Source organism: Arthrobacter nitrophenolicus (assembly GCF_045833485.1).
Classification (GTDB): domain Bacteria; phylum Actinomycetota; class Actinomycetes; order Actinomycetales; family Micrococcaceae; genus Arthrobacter; species Arthrobacter nitrophenolicus.
On the sequence record NZ_CP174504.1, the window covers coordinates 2,148,427 to 2,168,876 of the forward strand.

At 67.6% G+C, this 20,450-nt stretch carries 17 protein-coding genes; 8 read left to right on the forward strand and 9 right to left on the reverse strand.

Features of this window, described 5'->3' with window-relative positions; genetic code table 11:
- Nucleotides 1–19: 19 nt before the first annotated feature.
- Nucleotides 20–793: an SDR family oxidoreductase gene (locus ACJJV6_RS10070; protein ID WP_009357736.1), complete on the forward strand. Its 774-nt coding sequence runs from the start codon at nt 20–22 to the stop codon at nt 791–793.
- Here ACJJV6_RS10070 and ACJJV6_RS10075 read toward each other — a convergent pair.
- The gene (locus tag ACJJV6_RS10075) at nt 761–1,882 is read right to left on the reverse strand and encodes an FUSC family protein (RefSeq protein WP_009357735.1); all 1,122 of its coding nucleotides are present in this window, start codon (nt 1,880–1,882) and stop codon (nt 761–763) included. The genes ACJJV6_RS10070 and ACJJV6_RS10075 overlap by 33 nt on opposite strands.
- Nucleotides 1,883–2,098: 216 nt before the next feature.
- Nucleotides 2,099–3,718 (reverse strand): MFS transporter, encoded by a 1,620-nt coding sequence (locus tag ACJJV6_RS10080; protein ID WP_009357734.1) that lies wholly within the window; start codon nt 3,716–3,718, stop codon nt 2,099–2,101.
- Between the two features lie 613 nt (nt 3,719–4,331).
- Here ACJJV6_RS10080 and ACJJV6_RS10085 point away from each other — a divergent pair.
- On the forward strand, nt 4,332–4,586 hold the full coding sequence (locus tag ACJJV6_RS10085) for a hypothetical protein (protein ID WP_009357733.1): 255 nt from the start codon (nt 4,332–4,334) through the stop codon (nt 4,584–4,586).
- Between the two features lie 126 nt (nt 4,587–4,712).
- On the opposite strand, the gene ACJJV6_RS10090 is transcribed toward ACJJV6_RS10085, so the two are convergent.
- A complete protein-coding gene (locus tag ACJJV6_RS10090) occupies nt 4,713–7,229 on the reverse strand; it encodes an ATP-dependent DNA ligase (protein WP_354176610.1) in 2,517 nt (838 codons plus the stop codon).
- Nucleotides 7,230–7,269: 40 nt separating this feature from the next.
- On the opposite strand from ACJJV6_RS10090, the gene ACJJV6_RS10095 reads away from it, so the two are divergent.
- From ACJJV6_RS10095 to ACJJV6_RS10105, 3 genes are all read left to right on the forward strand, one after another.
- Complete coding sequence (locus ACJJV6_RS10095; RefSeq protein ID WP_009357732.1) at nt 7,270–8,415, forward strand: Ku protein; 1,146 nt, start codon at nt 7,270–7,272, stop codon at nt 8,413–8,415.
- A gap of 117 nt (nt 8,416–8,532) precedes the next feature.
- Nucleotides 8,533–9,378, forward strand: coding sequence for a class I SAM-dependent methyltransferase (locus tag ACJJV6_RS10100; protein ID WP_354176609.1), 846 nt, complete (start codon nt 8,533–8,535; stop codon nt 9,376–9,378).
- Nucleotides 9,378–9,809, forward strand: coding sequence for an SRPBCC domain-containing protein (locus ACJJV6_RS10105; RefSeq protein ID WP_354176607.1), 432 nt, complete (start codon nt 9,378–9,380; stop codon nt 9,807–9,809). The genes ACJJV6_RS10100 and ACJJV6_RS10105 overlap by 1 nt, the downstream gene beginning before the upstream one ends.
- 114 nt (nt 9,810–9,923) lie before the next feature.
- Here the strand turns inward: ACJJV6_RS10105 and ACJJV6_RS10110 are convergent, their stop codons facing one another.
- The 5 genes from ACJJV6_RS10110 to ACJJV6_RS10130 all read right to left on the reverse strand — a co-directional run bounded on the left by ACJJV6_RS10110 (nt 9,924) and on the right by ACJJV6_RS10130 (nt 14,705).
- Complete coding sequence (locus tag ACJJV6_RS10110; RefSeq protein WP_009359677.1) at nt 9,924–10,202, reverse strand: HPr family phosphocarrier protein; 279 nt, start codon at nt 10,200–10,202, stop codon at nt 9,924–9,926.
- Nucleotides 10,203–10,265: 63 nt separating this feature from the next.
- Entirely contained in the window at nt 10,266–12,347 is a 2,082-nt protein-coding gene (locus tag ACJJV6_RS10115; protein WP_354176606.1) for a fructose-specific PTS transporter subunit EIIC, read from the reverse strand.
- A gap of 2 nt (nt 12,348–12,349) precedes the next feature.
- Nucleotides 12,350–13,342 (reverse strand): 1-phosphofructokinase family hexose kinase, encoded by a 993-nt coding sequence (locus tag ACJJV6_RS10120; protein WP_009359612.1) that lies wholly within the window; start codon nt 13,340–13,342, stop codon nt 12,350–12,352.
- A complete protein-coding gene (locus tag ACJJV6_RS10125; protein WP_133349337.1) occupies nt 13,339–14,145 on the reverse strand; it encodes a DeoR/GlpR family DNA-binding transcription regulator in 807 nt (268 codons plus the stop codon). The genes ACJJV6_RS10120 and ACJJV6_RS10125 overlap by 4 nt, the downstream gene beginning before the upstream one ends.
- A gap of 302 nt (nt 14,146–14,447) precedes the next feature.
- Nucleotides 14,448–14,705: a DUF6458 family protein gene (locus tag ACJJV6_RS10130; RefSeq protein WP_009359610.1), complete on the reverse strand. Its 258-nt coding sequence runs from the start codon at nt 14,703–14,705 to the stop codon at nt 14,448–14,450.
- A 160-nt stretch (nt 14,706–14,865) separates the two neighbouring features.
- Here ACJJV6_RS10130 and ACJJV6_RS10135 point away from each other — a divergent pair, with 160 nt between their 5' ends.
- The 3 genes from ACJJV6_RS10135 to ACJJV6_RS10145 all read left to right on the forward strand — a co-directional run bounded on the left by ACJJV6_RS10135 (nt 14,866) and on the right by ACJJV6_RS10145 (nt 19,110).
- On the forward strand, nt 14,866–15,483 hold the full coding sequence (locus tag ACJJV6_RS10135) for an alpha/beta hydrolase (protein WP_009359609.1): 618 nt from the start codon (nt 14,866–14,868) through the stop codon (nt 15,481–15,483).
- Between the two features lie 424 nt (nt 15,484–15,907).
- Nucleotides 15,908–16,645 (forward strand): HAD family phosphatase, encoded by a 738-nt coding sequence (locus ACJJV6_RS10140; RefSeq protein ID WP_009359607.1) that lies wholly within the window; start codon nt 15,908–15,910, stop codon nt 16,643–16,645.
- 119 nt (nt 16,646–16,764) lie between these two features.
- Nucleotides 16,765–19,110 carry a glycoside hydrolase family 65 protein gene (locus ACJJV6_RS10145; RefSeq protein WP_407708846.1) on the forward strand — a complete coding sequence of 782 codons (2,346 nt, stop codon included), beginning with the start codon at nt 16,765–16,767 and terminating at the stop codon, nt 19,108–19,110.
- Between the two features lie 39 nt (nt 19,111–19,149).
- Here the strand turns inward: ACJJV6_RS10145 and ACJJV6_RS10150 are convergent, their stop codons facing one another.
- A complete protein-coding gene (locus tag ACJJV6_RS10150; protein ID WP_407708847.1) occupies nt 19,150–20,448 on the reverse strand; it encodes an MFS transporter in 1,299 nt (432 codons plus the stop codon).
- Nucleotides 20,449–20,450 lie beyond the last annotated feature (2 nt).

A 20,450-nucleotide genomic window follows, 5' to 3' on the forward strand; every position in this document is an offset into this window, starting at 1 on the left:
AGGTGGCTAGGCTTGCAGCATGACGGCTAGAACCTCCGGAAACACAGCACTGATCACCGGGGCCAGCGCGGGCCTGGGCGCCGAGTTTGCACGCCAGCTCGCCGCCCAGGGCACCAACCTGGTCCTGGTGGCGCGGAACCGGGCCCGCCTCGAGGAAGCCGCGGCGGGCCTGGAACGGCGCTACGGGATCACCGCTGAGGTGCTCCCCGCCGACCTGACGGACGACGCCGGAGTGGCCGCCGTCGTCGCACGCCTCGCCGATCCGGAGCGGCCGGTGGGCTTCCTGGTCAACAACGCCGGAATCGGGCTGCTGCACAACTTCGAGGACAACCGCATCTCGGAGGAGAAGAAGCACCTGAAACTGCACGGCGAAACCGCCATGGTGCTGACGCACGCCGCACTCAAAGGCATGCTGGAACGCCGCAGCGGCAGGATCATCAACGTGGCCAGCATCGCCGCGTTCCTGCCGCGCGGCACCTACTCCGCGGCGAAAGCCTGGCTGGTGAGCTTCAGCCGCTGGGCCAACCTGGCGTACCGCAAGCAGGGCATCAAGGTCACCGCCGTCTGCCCCGGCTTCACCCACACCGAATTCCACGACCGGATGGGCATGGACAAGTCGGTGGCCCCCTCCTGGGCGTGGCTGCACGCGGACCGCGTGGTGCGCGAGGGCCTGGCGGACAACGAACGCGGCCGGCCGGTGTCCATCCCGTCCAAGAGGTACAAGCTGGTGGCTGCGGTGGCGCGGGTGGCGCCGGCGAAGCTAGTGGCGGGACCCGCGCGGAAGCCGAAATAGGGGCGGAAGCCGGACGTGGGTCCCCAGGCCCAGCAGGGCGGCGGGGCTCCGGGTGCCGGACCGGCGCACCGCAATGACCACCAGGATTCCCACCAGCGCCCCCACCAGGGTCTCCACGCCGCGTTCCAGGATCAGAAGCGCGGGGTCGATGGGTGACGCGAGCTGGGTCATCAGCAGGATGACGGGCGTGAAGGACACCATGGCGAAGCCGTAGTGGCGGGCCATGAACAGCTCGGTGGTGAACTGGAACAGGATTACCAGCACTGCCAGCAGGATGGCCTGCTGCCCGGGGAACAGCCCGGTGAGTGTCCACGGCTCCGGGAGAATGACGACGGCGGTGACCGCCAGCCCGACGAACGTCCCCACAATCCGGTGGATGCCGCGGCGGACACTGCTGGGGAGGTCTGCACCCGCCAGGGGAACGGCGGCCGCAGCCATCGCCCAGTGCGGGTGGCCGCTGCCGCTGAGGACGCCGAGTGTTCCGGCCGCTCCCACGGCCAGCACATACCTCGCCGCGTGGGTAAGCATCTCCCGGCGGCCTGGCCCGGCCTGCCGGTTCCTTGTGGCGCCCGGCTGCCAGGTGCGGCGGCGGAACCAGCCGCCGAAGCCGATAACCATGGAGAACGCGGCGGAGCCGGCCGCGATCAGCAGCGCGGCGTACCAGGGAACCGCCATGGGAACGGATGCGCAGGCGCCCAGGGCGAGGATGCCAAAGAACGGGCCGTTGGGCCGGAGCCGGACCCGGTCCGAATAGGCAGATCCCAGTCCTGCGAGCACGGCCTCCACCGCCACGAGCCACCAGGAGTGCAGGTGGTTGACGGACAGGACAACGCCCACGGTGACGCCGCCCAGGAGCACGAGTGCAGCCTGGGCCTGGTGGATGAGCCGCAGCTGGTGCGGTTCGGCCCGTCCATACATACCGGTCAGTGCGCCGAACACCGCGTACATGATCAGGTCCGTCCGGCCGGCAGCCAGGAGGAGCAGCGAGGGGATCGCCACCCCCGCGGCCACCCGCAGCGCCGCCAGGTGGTCATTGCTGGCGGGTTCCAGCCGGTGGAGGGCGCGCACCTGCTCCGCTACGCGCTTCATGTCCTACCGTCCCTGTCTTTTCCGCTGCCTGGTTTTCTCCCGGTCCCCCCGGAAATTATCCCGGGCCCTTGCCCGGGAGTCATGTCCGCGGGCGGCGGGCGGTCATACAAGGACATCCGCGTGCCGCAGTCCCCGGACACGGCGAAGGCCCGCCCTGCATGCCTCCCCCAAGGAGGCATGCAGGACGGGCCTTGTGAGCGCGGGCTACAAGAGGGGCTAGACCCCGGCAGGAACCTTCTTCTCCGTGGAGTTGTCCGGGGAGTCCTTGCCGGCGGCAACGGAGTCCTGGATGTCCTGGGTTTCGAACGGCAGCTCGTCCAGGTCGATCAGCGGGTTCTCGTCCTGGGTTGCCACCAGTTCCTTGGCCTCGTCCTGGGTGTCCACGCTGGGCATGGAGCCCGGGAGCGGACGCTGGGCTGATTCCTTCAGGAAGTAGATGGCCACGGCGCCCACCAGGGAGGTGCCCATCAGGTAGTAGGCAGGCATCATGTCGTTGCCGGTGGCGCTGATCAGGGCCGCCACGATGAACGGGGTGGTGCCGCCGAAGATGGCCACCGAGAAGTTGTAGGCGATGCCCATGGCGCCATAGCGGCTGGACGTGGGGAACTGCGCCGGCAGCGCCGAGGCAAGGTTGGCCACGTAGAACGTCACCGGGAAGGCGATCAGGGCCAGGCCGGCCAGGGTGGACCAGACTTCACCGATGCCGATAAGCATAAAGGCCGGAGTGGCCAGGATGACCGTGCTCAGCGCGCCGATCCACAGCACCGGCCGGCGGCCGATCCGGTCGGACAGCTTGCCCGTCAGCGGGATGCAGAGGCTCATGACCACCAGTACCGGAATGGTCAGCAGGGTGCCGTGCACCTCGTCATAGCCCTTGGACTCGGTGAGGTAGGTAGGCATGTAGGAGGTCAGGGCGTAGCCTGCCGTGTTGGCGGCGGCCACCAGGATCATTGCGACGATGATGGAGCGCCAGTAGGCCTTGACGATTCCCACCGGACCCTTGGCAGCAGCGTCATCGGAGGCGGCAGCGTTCTTGGCGATGTCCTCCTGGGCGTCCAGGGTGGCCTGGAACTGCGGCGACTCCTCGATCTTGCTCCGGAAGTAGATAGCGATCAGGCCCAGCGGACCGGCAACCAGGAACGGGATACGCCAGCCCCATTCCTCCATGGCGGCCTGTCCCAGCCCCAGCTGCAGGGCAGAGACCAGTGCGGCGCCGAGGGCGAAGCCCAGGTAGCTGCCCATGTCCAGGAAGCTGGCGAAGAAGCCGCGGCGCTTGTCCGGGGCGTACTCGCTGACGAAGGTGGTGGCACCGGCGTATTCGCCGCCGGTGGAGAAGCCCTGGACAATCTTGAGCAGGACCAGCAGGCCGGCAGCCCACAGCCCGATCTGCGCGTAGCCGGGCAGCAGGCCGATGGCGAACGTGCTCGCGGCCATCAGCATAAGGGTGGCGGCAAGGATCTTCTGCCGGCCCATCTTGTCGCCCATCCAGCCGAAGATCACGCCGCCCAGGGGACGGGCGATGAAGGTGGCAGCGAAGGTTCCGAGCAGGAACAGGGTCTGCGTGGTGGGGTCGGACTCCGGCAGGAAGACAGGCCCCATGGTGGTGATGAGGTAGCCGAAGACGCCTACGTCGTACCATTCCATGGTGTTGCCCACGATGGTTCCGCCGAGTGCTTTCTTGAGCATCGGCTGGTTCACCACGTTGACGTCGGATTCCTTGAGCCGGCGGCGCGGCAGCCGGCGTGGTTTTTTCGCAGCTTTGTGGGCTGTCAGGTCTGTTCCGCTGGCGTTCCTGGCGCCTGCTGAAGAGTCGGTCATGCTTCGGTCTGTGGGCATTTGGGCAACTCCTGTGGAGGTCATTTGCTTGCGACTTGTAGCTGCCCCGCTCTGGGCAGGCCTTCAATTTTACGGGATTTCCATGGCGCGCGGCCCCCGAATGCCGTAGGATCGACCCTTTTGGGCCCGTTTGAGCGCGCTGTTTGCGGTGCCGTTTCCCGGCTTTTCCCGCGCCATTACAGGGAATATGCGCCCATGTGGCCATCGTTACCAAATCTTTTTCCGCGCAGGGGCCTTTCCAGCCGCTTTTGACGGACGTCCCCACTGTGAGTGTGACCGGGGCCACGCTCTCCTGCCCGCCCTAAAGGCTGCGATTCCGGCCCGGCCCGGACGCCGCCGTCGTGCTTTCCAAAACCGGGTGCAAAGGGGTTCACAGGCGGCTGCCGGGTGCCTATGGTGGAGCAATGGAAAAACCTTCTTCTTAAGCAGGCGGACCCGTGTGCCCGGACAGAGTCCGGCTGCACCCCGCCGTTCCTTTCAGGCCTGCGCACCGTGAGCCGGGGATGTCCCGGCAGCAGGCCGGCTGCGCAACTCCGCTGGCACGTCCAGCGGTTCCCCGGGGGCCGCCGGGCCGCCGGGCAACACATCAGTTCACTGCGGAAAGGAAGATCACATGGCTGACAACCGTGAAACCCACATCAAACCCGAGTTGGCAGACCACCTGGCGGCGGCCATGAACGCCCCGGACCTGCCCGGACCGGCGATGGCCGGCAGGACCGCAATGCCCAAGCAGGCCTCGTGGCCGGACGGCAACGGGAAGCGCCGGCACCCGAAGGAGCGCGGCTCCGGACAGGGACGGATGGGCCACGAGGCAGCGGTGACGGCCGTGCACCGCACCAGCAGGCCGCAGATGCCGCACTCGTCCTAGGGCCGGCCGCAGCAGCTATCGACACGGAAATTGCCTGGCGATCCCATTATTTGGGGGCGCCAGGCAATTTTCGTGCCGGGGACAAATTTTCGTGTCGCGGATGATTCTTCGCGTTGCCGGTTCGCCTCACGCCTCGCGGACTACCTCGGACGGATCCTTGTCCAGCCGCCAGCCGCGCCACCGTGGATGCCGCAGCCGTCCGGGGCCGGTCCACTCGCTGTACGTCACCTCACCCACCAGTTGCGGCGCCACCCAGTGCGCGTCCGCGGCATCGGGGCGGGGGACCTCGTGGAAGGGCGACGTCTTCCTGGCCAGCCGCTCCACCGTCTGCCGGAGTTCGGCGAGCTCGCGGGTGCTGAACCCGCTGCCCACCCGGCCCACGTACTGCAGCTTGTCGCCGTCGGGGATGCCCACCAGGAGCGATCCCACCGTGTCCTGGCGGCCGCCCTTGCCCGGGCGCCAGCCGCCCACCACCACTTCCTGGGTCTGTTCGATCTTGAGCTTGATCCAGGTGCGGGTCCGCTGCCCGCTCACGTATCGGCTGTCCGTCCGCTTGGCCATGACACCCTCGAGCCCCAGCTCGCGCGCGCTCTCCAGGATGTGGTCAATCCGGTCGTCCAGCACGAGCGAGAGATCCACGGGGCAGCCGGACGGGCGGTAAAACCCCTCCAGCCGCTCGCGCCGTTTGCTGAGCGGCAGCCGGCGGAGGTCCGTTCCGCCGTCGGACAACAGGTCGAAGAGGACGAGCCGGACCGGGATGGCAGTGCGGGCTTTTGCGACGTCGGCAGGCCGGTTGAGTTTCATGCGTCCCTGGAGCAGCCCGAAGTCGGGCCTGCCGTCCCCGCCGACGGCGACGATCTCGCCGTCGGCCACGAAGGGCTGCTCCGGCCAGCAGGAACGGTCCGTGAGCTCGGGGTAGGTGCGGGTGACGTCGTTGCCGTTGCGGCTGAAGATGCGGACGCGCTGTGCGTCGGCCACGAGGATGGCCCGCACTCCGTCCCACTTGAGCTCGAACTGCCAGTTGCTGCCCTGCAGGTCTGCCTCGTCGCCGGCAGTGGCCATCATGGGGCTGAAATCTGTGGGGGAGGGGGCGGCGCTTGCCTCGGTGATGGCGTCCGCGGGGGCCGCGTACCGCCGTCGTCCGCCTGCCTGCTCCTTGTCCATGAGGTGGATAAGCCACTGCCCCTCGGCATCCTTGCCCTGGCCGCGGCCGGTGTGGATCAGCGCGAACTTCTTTGGACTGCCCAGCCCGCCTCCCTCCGAACCGTGGAGGGTGACGATGACCTCGCGGCCGTTGATCCACTTATGCAGCTCATAGGTGCCGGTATCCCAGATGGTCATCTCACCGGCACCGTATTCCCCCTTGGGGATGGTGCCGTGGAACGTGAGGTAGTCCATCGGGTGGTCCTCGGTCTGCACGGCCAGGTGGTTCTTGCCCCCGGATTCGGGGACGCCCTTGGGGATGGCCCAGGACACCAGGACGCCGTCGTGCTCCAGGCGGAGGTCGTAGTGCAGCCTGCTGGCGTGGTGCTCCTGGATGACAAAGGCGTCGCCGCTTCCCGCCGCGCCGCTGAAGGGCTCCGGCGTGGCCTTCGGATCACGCATGGACCGGTACTTGGCCAGGCGGGGATTCGCGTCGTGCCCGTCGGAGCCCGCCGCTGACCCGCCCTGCGTCGGCCTGCTGTGCTTGGACCCGCCGTGCTTCGATCCTCCGTGGGCACCGGCGCCCGAGGGGGAGTTGGCCGGCTGCCCGGACGCGCTGACGACGGCGGCGAACGGGTCCTTGCCGTCCTGCACCCGGCGCAGGACCTCGTGGTAGTCCAGGTGCTTCAGCCGGCTGGAGCTGATCTCCCGCCACGTCCGTGGCGCGGCCACCATGGGCGTGGGCCGGCCCCGCAACGAGTACGGCACGATGGTGGTCTTGGCGGCGTTGTTCTGGCTCCAGTCCACCAGCACCTTGCCCTTCCGGAGCGTCTTCTTCATGTCGCTGACGGCGAGGTCCGGATGGTCGGCCTCCAGGGCGCGGGCGAGTTCCCGGGCGAAGGCGGAGATCTGGTCCGAGCTCTGGGTCCCGTCCAGCGGCGCATATAAGTGGATGCCCTTGCTGCCGCTGGTGACGGGCACAGGGTCCAGCCCCACGTCCTCCAGGATGGACCGGGCCAGCAGGGCCACCTCGCGGCATTCGGGCAGGCCCGCGCCCTCACCCGGGTCCAGGTCCAGGACCAGGCGGTCCGGGTTCAGCTGGTTGCCGTGCGAATCCACGCACCACTGCGGCACGTGGATTTCCAGCGAGTTGATCTGGCCGAACCACGTCAATGTGGCTGCGTCGTTGACCAGCGGGTAGTAGATGGTCCGGTCCTTGTGCGTGACGGCGGCCCGCGGCAGCCAGCCTGGGGCCGAATCCTCGAGGTTCTTCTGGAAGAACACTTCGCCGGGATGCTCCGCGGTGCCCACCCCGTTGACCCAGCGTTTCCGGGTTGCCGGCCGGTTGGCGGCGGCGGGAATCAGGACATGGGCCACGGCGGCGTAGTAGGCCAGGACGTCCGCCTTGGTGGTTCCGGTCTGCGGATAGATGATTTTGTCCAGGTTGGTGAGCGTGAGTTCGCGGCCCGCCACCCGGACACGCTCCTTACCCGCGGGCATGGGTCTTCACCTCCGGCCCGGACTGATGTTGACTGTAGGAATGAGAGCCATCTGGAAGGGTGCCATTGCATTCGGGCTGGTCAACGTGCCCGTCAAGGTCTATAGCGCCACTGAGGATCATGACATCAGTCTGCACCAGGTTCACAATGCCGACGGCGGAAGGATCCGCTACCAGCGCCGGTGCGAGGTGTGCAGCGAGGTCATCGACTACTCGGACATCGAGAAAGCGTACGAGGAAGACGGCCGGACGGTGATCCTCACCAAGGATGAGCTCAAGTCCATTCCTGCGGAGAACAGCCACGAGATCGAGGTGGTGCAGTTCGTCCCGTCCGAGCAGCTGGAACCCATGATGTTCGAGAAGAGCTACTACCTGGAGCCGGATTCCAAGTCGCCCAAGGCGTACGTGCTGCTGCGCCGGGCGCTGGAGGACACGGACCGGGTGGCCATCGTGCAGTTCGCGCTGCGGGAGAAGACGCGGCTGGGCGCGCTGCGCATCAAGGACGACGTCCTGGTCCTGCAGTCGCTGTTGTGGCCGGACGAGGTGCGCGAAGCCAACTTCCCCGCCCTGGACACGTCCATCAAGATCTCCCCCCAGGAACGGGAGATGTCCGCCGCGCTGGTCGAGTCCATGGCGGCGGACTTCGATCCCGAATCCTTTACTGACGATTACCAGGTCCAGTTGCGCACGCTCATCGAGGCCAAGCTTGAGCAGGGGGAGTCGCTGGATACGGAAGCAACCTTCGGCGTGGAAGCGGGCGAAGGCGGCAAGGGCGAAGTCATCGACCTGATGGAGGCGCTGAAGCGGAGCCTGGACAAGAAGCGCGGGGGCGGGGCAGCTGCCGCTGCCGGGGACTCGGACGGGGAAGAGGAAGAAGAGGTGCCGGCCAAGCCTGCCCGCAGGGATTCGGGATCGCGCGCGTCTTCCGCCGCGAAGTCTGCGGAATCCGCAACCACCAAGTCCGGCACTGCAAGATCCACGACGGCGAAGACCACCGCCTCGAAGTCCACCGCCTCGAAGTCCACGGCGTCCAAACCGGCCGCCACGAAAACGTCCGGCACCAAGGCTGCAGCCTCGAAGACGACGGCGGCCAAGGCCGCGGGGACCAAGAGCACGGGCACCAAGACGTCGGCAGAAAAGACCACGGCGTCGAAGCCCGCCGCCAGCAAAGCCCGCAAACCCGCATAATCCCGCAGGTCCCTTTACAGCCAGTGCCCGCACGTCCACAATGGCTGAATCGCAGCCTCCGCTGTGCACACAGCGTGCTGCCAGTCATCCCGAACGGAACGGCAGAGGGGCGCGGACATGAACGACCAAACGGAAGCGGCGGAGGCGGACCGGGCTCTCAAGCAGAAGCAGCGGGCCATGTGGGCGTCCGGGGATTACCCGGCCCTGGCGGATGAGCTATTACTGGAACTTGGCGCCATCCTGGTGGAAGCCTGCGGAATCACGTCCCGCCACCGCGTACTGGACGTGGCGGCAGGCTCCGGCAATGCCGCCATTCCGGCGGCGATGATGGGCGCCAAAGTCGTGGCCAGTGACCTCACCCCCGAGCTGTTCGAGGCTGGCCGCCGGGAGGCGGCGAACAGGGGAGTGAGCCTGGACTGGCAGGAGGCCGACGCCGAGGCGCTGCCGTTCGGGGACGCCGAGTTCGATGTGGTGATGTCATGCCTGGGCGTCATGTTCGCGCCCAACCACCAGAAAGCCGCCGACCAGCTGGTCCGTGTCTGCAAACCCGGCGGGACCATCGGACTGCTGGGCTGGACGCCGGAAGGATTCATCGGCCGGATGTTCGCCACCATGAAACCCTTCGCGCCGCCGCCCCCGCCCGGCGCGCAGCCCGCGCCCCTCTGGGGCACCGAGGACTACATCAGGGAGCTGCTGGGCGGCAGCATCACCGATGCCAAGGCCCGCAAGCAGACCCTCGCAGTGCGCAGCTTCCACCAGCCGGCCGACTTCGTCCGCTACTTCAAGTCCCACTACGGCCCCACCATCTCGGTCTACAAGTTCATCGGAGAGGACCCGGACAAGGTCAAGGCACTGGATGCCGCGCTCACGGAACTGGCCGACTCCTTCGGCGACGCCCACGGCGACACCCCCTTCCAGATGGAATGGGAGTACCTCCTGTTCACGGCGAAGAAGGCGCAGTGATGGCGGGCGGCCATGTAGCCACCTCGACCGTCACCATCGACGCTCCTGCCAGTCGGGTCTGGGACGTCATCACCGAACCTGCCGCCATCAAGGAGTTCATGTTCGGCGCCGACGTGGTCACCGACTGGACCGTGGGCGGGCCCATCGTGTGGCGCGGCCGGTGGGAGGGCAGGGACTACGAGGACAAAGGCTTCATCCTGGAAGTGGAACCCGGGCAGCGGCTGGTCCACACCCACTACAGCCCGCTCAGCGGCGACGCGGACATCCCGGAGAACTACCACACCCTTACCTGGACCCTCGAGGCGCTGGACCAGGGGACCCGGCTCACGCTTGCCCAGGACAACAACGCCACGGAAGAGGCAGCCGCACACTCAAAGGGCATGTGGGACAAGCTGGTAGGCGACGTGAAGGCGATCGCCGAGCGCGGCTGACCGCCGTCCCCGCCAGGCGGGCAGGCGCGTTAAACCAAACGGCCGCCGTCGGACTTTCCCAAAGGGAAGGCCCGACGGCGGCCGCCGGTTCAGTGCTTGAAAGCAGCGTGTCTGCTACTCGGCGTCGTGGTCCGTTTCCAGGATCTGGACCAGGCGCTCCAGTGCAACGTCGGCGCCGTCGCCCTCGGCGCGGAGGACCACCTTGTCGCCGTGGGAGGCGCCCAGGCTCATGAGCGACAGGATGCTGGCCGCGTCCATGGCCTCGTCGGCGGGCTCGCCTTCCTTGGCGATGGTGATGTCAAGGTCGAACTCTCCGGCAGCCTCGGCGAAAATCGCGGCAGGGCGGGCGTGCAGGCCCACGCGGCTGGCGACGGTTGCGGTGCGTTCTGGCATTGTTGCTCCTTTGTCTTGCGGCTTGCTGTGTTGCTGTGCCGGGGTAGTAGTGGGTGGACCGGATCAGACCGTTGCTGGAACGGTTTCCACCGTAGCAGTGGACTTGGGGGCTGCCCAGCGCTTCAGCGCGATGACGGCCAGTGCACTGACGATGGCTCCGGCGATGATCGAGACCACGAACATCAGGACGTTGCCGATCGCGAAGAACACGAAGATGCCGCCGTGCGGGGCCTGCGAGGTGACGTTGAAGGCCATGGTCAGCGCGCCGGTGAGGGCGCCGCCCAGCATGCTGGCGGGAATGACGCGCAGCGGGTCGGCAGCGGCGAACGGGATGGCGCCTTCGGAGATGAAGGAGGCACCCAGCAGCCAGGCGGCCTTGCCGTTTTCACGCTCGGCCAGGGAGAAAAGCTTCTTGTCCAGAACGGTGGCCAGGGCCATTGCCAGCGGCGGAACCATGCCTGCAGCCATGACGGTGGCCATGATCTGCCACGGCGCCTGGTTGTCTGCGCTGCCGGCGCTCAGGCCGGCGACGGCGAAGGCGTACGCCACCTTGTTCACGGGGCCGCCGAGGTCGAAGCACATCATGAGGCCCAGGATGATTCCGAGGACGACGGCGGACGCGCCGGTCATGCCGGACAGCCAGCCATTGAGGGCGGTGGTGAGTCCGGCGATGGGGCCGCCGAGCACCAGGAACATCAGGCCGGAAGCCACGATGGAGGCGAGCAGCGGGATGATGACCACGGGCATCAGGCCGCGCAGCCAGCGGGCCACCTGCCAGGTGCCGATCAGGTGCGCGATGTAGCCGGCCAGCAGGCCGCCGACGATGCCGCCCAGGAAGCCGGCGCCCATGAAGCCTGCCACTGCGCCTGCGACGAAGCCGGGGGCAATGCCGGGCCGGTCGGCGATGGCGTAGGCGATGTAGCCGGCCAATGCGGGCACCAGGAAGTTCATGGACAGGGCGCCGATCTTGAAGAACACGGCGCCCAGGTAGGCGGCGAGCCCGCCCTCGGGGAGGTTGCCGAAGCTGTTCTCCAGGACCACCTTGTCCGCAACATCGGTGATGTCGTAGCCGCCCAGCAGGAAGCCAAGGGCGATCAGGAGGCCGCCGCCGGCAACGAACGGGATCATGTAGCTGACGCCGGTGAGCAGGGCCCTCTTCAGCTTCTGGCCGATGTGCTCACCCTTTTCGGCCTCGGCACGCTCGGCCTGCTCTTCGGCGCCGAAGTGCGGAACGCGGCGGGCGTGCGGATCGGTGGCCGCTGCGAGTGCTTCCTGGACCATCTTGGCCGGCTCGTCGATGCCGCGCTTGACCGGGGCGTTGATGACGGGCTTGCCGGCGAAGCGCTCCTTGCCGCGCACGTCAACGTCCACCGCGAAGATCACGGCGTCGGCGGCAGCAATTACGGCCGGGTCCAGCGGCTTGGCGCCGGAGGAACCCTGGGTCTCCACCTGCAGGTCCACGCCGGCTTCCTGCGCGGCGGCCACCAGGGAATCGGCGGCCATGTAGGTGTGGGCGATGCCGGTGGGGCAGGCGGTGACGGCAACCAGGCGCTTGGGTCCGGAGGCAGCGGCCGGCGAGGCGGCACCTGTGGCAGTGGACCCGGCAGCAGCGGCACCCGCGGCGCCGGCACCGGCTGCAGCCGCTCCGGCCGTCGCGGCGCCGACGGGGGCAGCGGCGGCCTGGGCTGCCGGCTTGTCAGCCAGGGCGCCGTCCACCAGCTCCACGATCTCCTGCTGGCTGGTGGCGTTGCGGAGGGCTGCCGTGAAGTCCTTCTTGATGAGGGACCGGGCCAGCTTGGAGAGCAGCTTCAGGTGCTCCTGGTCCGCGCCGTCCGGGGCGGCGATGAAGAAGATCAGGTCCGCCGGGCCGTCCTTGGCGCCGAAGTCCACCTTCGGGTTGAGGCGGGCCATGGCCAGGGTGGGTTCGGTGACCGCGGCCGAGCGGCAGTGCGGGATGGCAATGCCGCCGGGGATACCGGTCGCGGTCTTCTGTTCGCGGGCGAAGGCGTCGGCGAAGAGGCCTTCAACCTCGGTTGCGCGTCCGGCGGCAGCTACCTTGCCTGCCAGGTGCCGGATCACCGACTCGGGCGCGTTGCCCAGGTTCTGGTCGAGCTCGACCAGTTCAGTGGTGATGAGCTGAGTCACTGTCAATCCTTTCGAAGGGCCGTGATGGTTACGGCATCCGGGGTTGTTTGGTGGACTGCCGGAACCGTTGAACCGGGCAGGGAGGCGGCAGCGGCACCGTGGGCCACAGCCTGACGAAGGCAATCGGCCGGGGACGCACCCTGGCCGTGGGCGAGCAGATAGCCGGCCAGCGCGGAATCACCCGCGCCCACCGTACTGACCGCGGAGACCGGCGGATGCGTGGCCAGCCACGCGCCGTCGGCCGTTACCAGGACAGCTCCCTTGGAACCGAGAGTTGCCAGCACAGCACCCACACCCGCTCGAACGACGGCGGCAGCGGCTGCCGCTGCGGCCGCCGGGTCCGCTTCCAGTTCGTCAGCGGTGGCCGGGGCAAAGCCGGCCGCGGTGGCCAGCTCTGCCAATTCTTCGGCGTTGGGCTTGAGGAGGTCCGGCATGCCGGCCGCGCCGCCGGTGAGGGCTGCGGCGAGTGGCTGGCCGGACGAGTCGACGGCGATCAGCGGCGTCCGTTCCGGAGACGCGCCGTCGGCGGATGAACGCAGGCGTTGGGCCGCCGTCGCGTAAAAATCAGCCGGGAAGCCCGGCGGCAGGGAACCGGCCAGGACCACCCAGCTGGCACCGCGGGACGTCTCCAGGAGCAGCTTGAGCAGGGCCTCCTGCTGGTTTGCATCCAGGATGGGGCCGGGCTCGTTGATCTTGGTGGTCACGCCGCCGGGCTCGGTCAGGGCAACGTTGGTGCGCAGCGGCTCGTCGATGGGCAGCGAGGCGAACGGCACGGCGCTCTCACGGAGGCCGGCAAGGACGGGATCGCTGTCCGCACCCGGGAGCACAGCCATGGATTCGAGGCCGGAGGCCACCAGGGCGCGGGAAACGTTGACGCCCTTGCCCCCCGACTCCTGGCTGACGGAGACGGCGCGCTGCACTTCGCCGCGTTCCAGCGGGCCGGGCAGGGCCACGGTGCGGTCCAGGCTGGGGTTGGCGGTGAAGGTGACGATCATGCGATCACCACGTCTACGCCGGCTTCTTCCAGTGCGGCTGCCAGTTCAGGTCCGGGTTCGCTGTCTGTAATCAAGGTGTCCAGGTCTTTCAGGGAGGCGAACTGGACCAGGGTTTCCGTGTCCAGCTTTGAGGAATCGGCCAGCACCACAATGCGGCGTGCCGAATGGACGAAGGCTGCCTTGACGGCGGCTTCTTCAGGATCGGGAGTGCTGAGGCCAAAATCCGCGTGGATGCCGTTGGTGCCCACGAAGGCGATGTCCGGGCGGATTCTTGCCGCGGCGTCGACGGTGGCCTGGCCCACGGCCACCTGGGTGATGCCGCGCACCCGGCCGCCCAGGATCTGCAGCGCTATGCCGGGGACGTTGGAGAGTTTGGCCGCGATGGGGACGGCGTGGGTGATGGCCACGAGTTCGGGCCGGGGTTCTGCTGAATCGGTTGGCTCGGCAGCGGGGCGGCGGGAAAGCATGTCCGCCAGGACTTCGGTGGTGGTGCCGCCGTCGAGCAGGACGCTGGCGGCCTTATTGCGGGGGATGAGGGCCAGGGCGGCCTCTGCGATCCTGATTTTCTGGTCGGGCCGCTGGATGGCGCGCTCGGTGATGCTTTCCTCGGTGGTGCTGAATCGGTCTGCCGCCACGGCGCCGCCATGGACGCGGCGTACTGTGCCTGCGGTCTCAAGGGTGGCCAGGTCCCGGCGGACGGTTTCGGTAGTGATGCGGAAGCGCTCGGCCAGGTGGGTCACGCTGACCCGGCCGCTGCCGGCAACAAGCTCGGCAATCTTTTGCTGGCGCTCCTCGGCGAACACATACCCTCCGTTGCGTAGGTTGCTGGTGCTGGGATTTTCGGTGCCGCTGCCCTGGGCTTCCGAAGCCTGGGGTGACTGGCATCACATGATGTTGGGTTACTTGACTTTATCTTTGCTTCTGTTGGTTTGTCAATGGAAACCAACATGAAACAAAATGCCGCCCTTCCACTCGAGAGTTGCCGCCCTCCCGGTCAACGCTCCAAGGGGAAAGCCGGGCCGGACCATGACGGTCCGGCCCGGCTTTCCGGGAGTGAAGGGCACTCGGTGCCCGGACATTTCCTGCTGTTTGCGCTTCCGCTGGGCTAAAGCCCGCCGTCCCGGCTTTCGTTGCGGGTGATGCGCTCGCCGGTGTTCGGATCCACCACCGAGCGGGTCTCACTGACGCGCCGGCTGCGGCCCGGGGGGGCGAGGATGAGGGAGGCAATCAGCCCGATAACGCCCACGGCCATCAGGATGTAGCCGATGAGCACCTGGTCCACGAAGGGGATGAGGCCGGGGGCTACCGCCCAGGCCAGGATGGCGCCGAGGGCGATAAGGAAAATGGAGGATCCGATTCTCATGTCTTGCTCCTTCTGGTCGAGGATGGGCGTTGGCTTAGCCCGCGACAGATGCTAAGCATGCTGTCAGTTAATTCGAACGCTACAGCCCGGCGGGACCCTGATCAACGGTTTGGGGGCCGCTGCGCGTCTCATCTGTGTAACGGCTGGCTAGGCTGGTGCGATGGAAACGGTTGTGTGGTCCAAGCCCGAGGACCAGCGGGCAGGCACGCCTTTGCTGGTGATGATGCACGGCTACGGCACGGACGAGTCCCGCATGGTCCGGCTCTTCGACTACCTTCCCCCCGAATTCACCTGCGCCGCCCTTCGCGCGCCCATGCCGATTGGCGACCATTACGGCTGGTTCCTGCTGGACTATTTCCTGGTCAACGACTTCGCCGATGTCATCTCCGCCACCAATGCCGTTCACGGGTGGGTCAATGCCGTCAGGGGCCAGCACACGAGCGTCAGCCTGATGGGGTACTCGCAGGGCATGGCCATGGCGAGTACGCTGCTGCGGCTGCACCCGCAGGCCTATGCGTCGGTGGTGGGACTGTCCGGCTTCGTCCTGAACAATGAACTGCTCGCCCTGACAGACTCCTTCGACCCAAAGCCGCCCTTCTTCTGGGGCCGCGACAAGGCGGACCTGGTGATCAACGACGACGCCACCGCCTATACCGCTGACTGGCTTGAGAAGAACACCCTCCTGACCAGCCGGACGTATCCCGGAATGGGGCATGCGATGTCAAAGGCCGAGATGGTGGATGTCAGCGCCTTCCTCCGCCACTACATCCTCCGCTGAGCGCGGAAACCCGGCGTTCAGCCCTGCGAATTCCGTCACATCCAGGCTGGCGCCAGCAGTTGCAAAAAAACAGTTGCCAGCCAAATTTGTAAGCGCTTACACTCGTCTACGGCCCTTAGTGTGGCCTTGAACTGGGCGGACAAGGAGGCGAAGGACATGCAGGCAGCAAGCCGGGGCGATGCGCCGGTGCCGTCCCGGCCCGGGCGGGCACCCCACGGCAGCATGAGGCTGAAAGTTTCCGTTCCGCCAAGTTGTCCTTCACTGGCAACGGGCACATGATGGAAGACGTATCTGGACCAGCAGGGACCTGCGCGCCGCAGCAATTTTCGCCGGCAGCCGCCTGTGCTGGTCATCCGGGCGCCGAAGCCACCTCCCCCACACTCCGTCTTCACGGCTGCCTGCCGTCTGAAAGGACAAACCGCCCATGACTGCATTGCCTGCAACAGAGACTGCCGCCTGGACCGGCGCTTCTGCCATCCTGTTCGACCTGGACGGCGTGCTGACCCCCACGGCCACCGTGCACGAACAGGCCTGGCAGGAACTGTTTGAAGGCTACCTCGCCTCACAGCCGGAGGTGGCGGGCTACCGCGAAAGCGACTACTTCGACCACATCGACGGCAAGCCGCGCTTCGACGGCGTCCGCGACTTCCTGGCCTCGCGGGGCATCGTGCTTCCCGAAGGTCCCCTGGACGATGATCCTGCAAACTCCACCGTCCAGGGCCTGGGCAACCGGAAGAACCGCATCTTCAACGACATCGTCAGCGGCGGCGTCGAACCGTTCGAGGGCTCGGTGCGCTTCCTCCAGGCCGCGCTGGAACGCGGGCTGAAGGTCGCCGTCGTCTCTTCCTCCCGCAACGCGCCGGCGGTCCTGGAAGCCGCCGGGCTTAGCCACCACTTCGCCGTGGTGGTGGACGGCGTGCTGGCTGCCAAGGAGGGCCTGCCTGGCAAACCCAGCCCCGCCACCTACGAATACGCTGCCCGGCTGCTGGGCCTCCCCACCGAGGAATGCGTCGTGGTGGAGGACGCCGTATCCGGGGTCCAGGCGGGCCAGGCAGGAGCGTTCCACTCGGTCATCGGTGTGGACCGCGGCGCCGGCCGGCAGACCCTCCTCGACGCCGGGGCAACGCTGGTGGTCCAGGACCTGCAGGAACTGGTTCCCTAGCCACTGGCGGCAGGACGGCAGCTGTTCCCCCGCAGCAGCCATCCAGGCGCCGCACCCCCTTCGAATAACATCTGCCGGCACAGCCGGCAGCTCAGTAACGCCAAAAGGACCCCAACACCATGGCACTCATCACCGCGGACCGCGAGCGGTTCCCGAATAACCCCTGGCAGCTCGTCGAAGCCCGCCACGAGCCGGGCGACGCCGGTACCCTGGAGACGCTTTTTGCGCTCGGCAACGGGCACCTGGGAATCCGCGGCGCGCACTGGGCCGCCGCGGACGCCGAGCTGCCGGGCAGCTTCATCAACGGGCTGCACGAAATCTGGGACATCAAGCACGCCGAAAACGCCTTCGGCTTCGCCCGGACGGGCCAGCGCATCCTGTACATCCCGGATGCCAACAACTTCACGGTAGTTGTTGACGGAGAGGCCCTCAGCCTCGCCGAATCCGAGGTGGTCGACTACCGGCGGACCCTCGACTTCGCCACCGGCGTGTACGAGTGCCGGATCACATGGCAGTGCCGCTCCGGCGCCACCGTGACCACCACCGAACGCCGGGCAGTGGGCTTCGCGTCCCGCGGCAGCCTGGGCATCTCCCTCTCCGTCGCCACGGACCAGGATGTGTCACTGGACGTGACCTCCTCCGTCATCAACCGGCAGGACCAGCCGGTCGAGGACCACTCCGTCCATGATCCGCGCCGCGCGGGCCGCCACGCGGGGCGCGTGCTGCTGCCGCTGCGGCTCGACGGCGGCGACGGATCGCTCCGGCTCGCCTGGGAAGCCGCGGAATCCAAGCAACGCGTGGGCATCGCCGTGGACCACTGGACCTCCACCGGCTACCAGCCGTTCGAGACCGTGGTGGACCAGGATGACAGCACCGTCAGGTATGTCCTGGCGGTGAGCCCGGACCAGCCGTTCACCCTGGAGAAGAGCGTCAGCTACGCCGCGGGCGCCGCGGTCCAGGACCCCGCCGCAGATGCTGCCGACGCGGCTGAAGCGGGGCTGCGGCCGGTCCAGGACATCTTTGCCGAAAGCGAAGACCACTACCGCCGCTACTGGGCCACCTCGGACATCGTGGTGGACGGCGGCACCCCGCAGCTGCAGCAGGCCATCCGCTGGAACCTGTTCCAGCTGGCCCAGGCAACCGCGCGGGCAGGCGTGGCCGGCATCCCGGCCAAGGGCGTGACCGGTTCCGGTTACGAGGGCCACTACTTCTGGGACCAAGAGGTGTACCTCCTGCCGTACATGACGTACACCAACCCCGAGGGCGCCCGGCAGGTCCTGGAATTCCGGCACGGCATGCTGCCTGAGGCGAAGATCCGGGCCAAGGAACTCAGCGTGGACGGGGCGCTGTTCCCATGGCGCACCATCAACGGGCTGGAAGCCAGCGCCTACTACGCCGCGGGCACCGCCCAGTTCCACATCGCGGCCGCTATCGCCTTCGCCACCAACCGTTACCTGTGGGCCACGGGCGACACCGCGTTCCGCGACGGGATGGGCGCCGAGTTGCTGATCGAGACCGCCCGCATGTGGATCTCACTGGGCTTCTTCGGCAAGGACGGGCTCTTCCACATCCACGGCGTCACCGGCCCGGACGAGTACACGGCAGTGGTCAACGACAACCTGTACACCAACGTCATGGCCCGTTTCAATCTGCGGGCCGCTGCCGCCCTGGAGCACGCCGGCATCACCCAGGAGGAACGCCAGCTCTGGGAGGCCGCCGCCGACCTGATGCAGCTGCCGTTCGATGACCGGATGCAGGTGCACTCCCAGGACAACGACTTCATGACCCTTGAGGCCTGGGACTGGACCACGCCGCGGTCCAAGTACCCGCTGCTGCTGCACTTCCACCCGCTGGTGATCTACCGCCACCAGGTCCTCAAGCAGGCGGACACGGTCCTGGCCATGTTCCTCCAGTGGCAGGACTTCACGGCCGAGGAAAAGCAGCGCGCCTTCGACTTCTACGATCCCATCACCACCGGCGATTCCACCCTGTCCGCCTGCGTGCAGGGGATCATGGCGGCCGAGGTGGGCTACTCCAAGGAGGCCCTGGAGCACTTCACGAACGCCGTGTTCATCGACCTGGACGACACCCACGGGAACACGATCGACGGCGTCCACATCGCCTCCACCGGTGGGGTGTGGAGCTCGCTCGTGTGCGGCTTTGCCGGCCTGCGGGACCAGGGTCCCGCGCCGTACTTCGATCCGCGGCTGCCGGCCGAATGGAACGCGCTGACCTTCCACCTCAAGATCCGTGGCCGCCTGCTGCTGGTCCAGCTCACGGCCGGCTCCATCACGCTCAGCGTCCAGGAAGGCGAACCGCTGGAGGTGGACGTCCGCGGGCAGGTGCAAACCGTCGGCGACGATCCCGTCCGGGTAGCCCTGGATCCGGTCACCGAGCCGGAGCCCACCGTCTTCCCGAGCGGCCTTCCCACGGCAAGCATCCCGGTAGTGCGGGGCAAGAGCTGACGTCCGACGGCGGGAGGAGGCGGCGGCCGGACGGCCGCCTTAGTCTCCTGCCGCCGTCGAGCGTTCCACTTCCGGTTCCCGGTCCAGGGGGTGGGTGAGTTCGTCGGCCTGCATCCTGGCGACGGCAAAAGCGATGACCGCCATGACGGGGCAGACGCCGCCGGCCACCAGGAAGATCAGCCAGATGGGCAGCACCTCCGCGGCCGGGCCGGCCAGGGCCATGGACACCGGCATCAGCGCCAGCGAGACGAAGAAATCGAGGCTGGAGACCCGGCCCAGCAGGTGCGGCGGAACCCGCCGCTGGAGCAGCGTTCCCCAGATGACCATGCCCACGCTGCCGGTCACGCCCCACACGAACAGGGCTGCCGCGATGACCCAGAAGTTGTCCATGAGCCCGACGGCGGCCAGCGGCATGCTGCCGGTTCCCCAGGACACCATCATCACCGTGAGGTAGCGCCTGGGCAGCCGGAGCGAGGCGGTGACGAGGGAACCCAGCGCCGCGCCGACACCCATGATGGCCAGCAGGAAGCCGAACATGCTGGAATCGCCGCCCAGCTGGTCGCGCACCACGAACGGAAGCAGCACCTCGATGGGGCCGATCAGGAAGAGCACCGAGATGCATGCCCAGATCAGGGTCCACAGCAGCCACGGCGTCCGCAGCGTGTAGCCGACGCCCTCGCGCAGGTCATGGAAGAAGGACTGTTTCCGTTGCGCCCCATCGGGATGCCCGCCGGGGTGCCCCGCCAGGGTATGGCGGGCCAGGAAGTTCAGCACGATGAAGGCCAGCAGGTGGCACATGGCCACGCCCGTCACCGCGTGCGACGGCGAGAGCGCGGCCACCAGGATGCCAGCGACGGCGGGGCCCGCCGCCTGCTGGAGGACCGGGCGCATGGTGCCTTCCATGCCGTTGGCAGCCAGCAGGTCCTCGGCAGGCAGGATGCGCGGCAGGATGGCCGAATAGGCCGGGAAGAAGAAGGCGGCACCGACGCCGAGGACGAACGCGCCTGCAGCGACATGCCACAGCTGCAGCCAGCCCGTCATCGCCAGTCCGCTGATGGCGGCGATGACTGCCAGGTTGGCGCCCTCGACGGCGATGATCAGCTGGCGCTGCGGGATCCGGTCGGCTGCGATGCCGCCGGCCAGAACGAAGGCCACCAACCCGACGCTTCCGGCGGCCGCCACCAGGGAGAGCTCGAGGGGCCCGCCGCCGAGCTGGATCACCTGGTAGACCATGGCCACGGCCCACATCCCGGACCCGAAGATCGAGATGGCCAGCGCCGCGATCAGTACCCGGTACTCACGGTGGGCAAAGGGGCGCAGGGCTTTCGGGGCGGGCATAA